The sequence below is a fragment of the Trebonia sp. genome (assembly GCF_049794275.1).
In the GTDB taxonomy this organism is placed as follows: Bacteria; Actinomycetota; Actinomycetes; order Streptosporangiales; family Streptosporangiaceae; genus Trebonia.
Map to the genome: position 1 here is coordinate 1 of NZ_JBARCR010000259.1, position 2,396 is coordinate 2,396.

At 67.4% G+C, this 2,396-nt stretch carries 3 protein-coding genes; 2 read left to right on the forward strand and 1 reads right to left on the reverse strand.

Features of this window, described 5'->3' with window-relative positions:
* Positions 1-833, reverse strand: an 833-nt coding sequence (locus WA805_RS07465; RefSeq protein ID WP_425241966.1) for a fatty acid desaturase family protein, incomplete at its 3' end; no start/stop codon positions are given.
* Positions 834-1,335: 502 nt separating this feature from the next.
* On the opposite strand from WA805_RS07465, the gene WA805_RS07470 reads away from it, so the two are divergent.
* Together WA805_RS07470 and WA805_RS07475 are read left to right on the forward strand one after the other, a co-directional pair.
* Positions 1,336-1,728 (forward strand): STAS domain-containing protein, encoded by a 393-nt coding sequence (locus WA805_RS07470; RefSeq protein WP_425241967.1) that lies wholly within the window; start codon positions 1,336-1,338, stop codon positions 1,726-1,728.
* A 227-nt stretch (positions 1,729-1,955) separates the two neighbouring features.
* Entirely contained in the window at positions 1,956-2,261 is a 306-nt protein-coding gene (locus tag WA805_RS07475; RefSeq protein ID WP_425241968.1) for a WhiB family transcriptional regulator, read from the forward strand.
* The last annotated feature ends 135 nt before the right edge of the window (positions 2,262-2,396 follow it).

The following is a 2,396-nucleotide window of genomic DNA, read 5'->3' on the forward strand; positions in this document are numbered from 1 at the left end:
TCGATGATCGGCATCCCCTTGTGGTTGGGCGCGAAACTGATGCCCAGGTACAGCGAGAAGACCGCCTGCTGTACGGCGACGAAAGCCAGTGCCTTGAGCGGCGAGAGCACCCACAGCACCACCGTCAGGTACAACGCGGCGTGCAGCATGAGGAGAGAGGCTTCTACCGCCGAAGCATGGTCTCGTCGCCGCACAAGCCGCTGGATCCCGAGTACGTGCATGCCGCTGCTTCGCAGCAGCATGAGGGGGAAGAAGAGCGGCGCCTGCCAGCGTGCCAGCCACGATGCGAGAGGGCCGCGCCCGTTTCCCGGCGCGTCAGACGAGGCCAGGGCGACTCCTTCGCCGATATCGGGGTCGCGGCCCATCTCGTTGGGATGCGCATGGTGAGCGTTGTGCTTGGGGACCCACCAGCCAAAGCTCAGCCCGATGAGCACGTTCCCCACGGTGAGGCCGAGCAGGCGATTGCGCCGGCGCGTGCCGAAAACCTGGTTGTGCCCCGCATCATGGCCGATGAAGCCCAGCTGGGTGAACATCATCCCCAGCAACGGGGCGACGGCGAGGGTCGCCCACGAGTTGCCGGCCATGACGAACAGGGCCCATCCAGCGAAGAAGGCGAAGATAGTCAGGGTGATCTTCACCCGGTAGTAGCCTGGCCTGCGGTCGAGCAGGCCCATCGCCCGCACCTGCAGCGCCAGTGCACGAAAACTAGCCGTCGAAGGATCGGCGGCAACAGACAGCCCGCCTGCGGCTGAGGCGCGGCCAGGCGGCACGGCAAGAAGGCCGGGTGCTGTTCTCTCCATCGCTTTGTCCTCCCGGGGGTCTTCCGAGCACACCGCTCGGGGCTTATGTCGCCAGGGTCTAGAGCAACGAGGCTGCGGCCGGCGCTGTCGCCGGGGCGGGGCGGTGCGGGCGTCAGTGCAGGAAAAAGCCCGGCTGATTCATGTCGATGGCCAGCGGGCCCCCGCGCTGAACAGCGAGGATATTCATATCGCGTGCTCCAGTGTCACGTGAGACAGCGGATCAGCCACCGGCCGCGGCTGCCAAGGTGAAGGTCATCGGCTCGCGCAGAGCGCAGACGCCGGCCTTCGTACTCGTTCGTCTCCGAGTCAACTCCTGCCGTGCCGTGCAGGAAATGGCCGATCCGGGAAAGAATCATCACCGCAGCCGATCACCGCGCTGCGCGGCTGAGGGGGCCGAAGGGAACGCCGTCAGCTTGCCGTCGAGGTGTGATCAGACCTGGTGATGAGGCTTGCCCGGATTGCCGGTATCCCCATGGCCGCGGATGGCGTTTGCTGGGTACGTGGACCAGCGCTCACGCATTACGGATGCGACCTGATGACCGCCGTTGATGCCACCAGGGAACCCGTCCGGGTCGCGGCGCAGGCTAGCCTGTCTGTCCTCAGCCGGCCCGCCTGCACCATTGCCAGCCTGGAGGGCGAACTTGACATCGCCACCGTACCGGAGCTGCGGGAGCGCCTGCTCGGCCTGCTCGGCCCCGGCGTGCGGCTGCTCATCATCGATCTGTCCGGGGTGTCATTCTGCGATGTCGCAGGGCTGGCCGTGCTGATCGGCACGCAACGCCGCGCCACAGCGCGCGGTATCGTCGTCCGCCTGGCCGCTCCCCGCCCCCAGGTCCTGAAACTGCTGCGCATCACCGGCCTGGACCACAGACTCACGATCTGCGCGACGCTTGCAGACGCGCTCCCCACGGTGCCGCAGGGAACGTGATCAGAACCAGCGGGGACCGCTCCTGGCCACCGGCTCTGCTTCCGGTTCGACACCGGCAGAACTGGTTGCCGTTCATTTACCCTGAAGGGCAATCCCGGATCGCCCGGAGCGCCCGGGTTGGTCTTATGATCGAACTGCCGAACCGCTCCAGATCCCGGTGACCAATTTAGGCGCGCTACCGGAGGCGCGGACATGTCCCCAGTATTGCAGGCATTCAGCCCCGACCTCTGTCATGCGCCGCCTGCCGGCAGGCGGACCCCGAGCTGTTCTTTCCCATCGCGGCGGTAACAGGCCCCGCTGCCCGGCAGGTCGAAGCGGCGAAGGCGGTCTGCTGCCTTTGCGCCGCCCGCGCGGACTGCCTGTCCCACTCTCTTGAGGCCATGCCGGAGGGCAGTTGGGGTGGAACCACCCCGGGTGAGCGCCGCGCAGCACGGGGAGCTTCCCTCCGCCGGGCCCGGCAAGCGGCGAGTCAGCAGGTCCCGCCGGCAGTGCTGCATGATGAGCTTGCCGGCCAGCCAGCAGCGGGCACTTAACGGATCAGCCTGGTCACCGGTGCGCCCAGCTCCTCCGCCGGCTGGTCCGCCGGCCGCTGCTGGTGCTTCTCCGCGAGGTGACCAGGTGGAAGATCAGCAGCAGGAGTGCCGCGCCGGCGATGGCGGTGAGCCAGG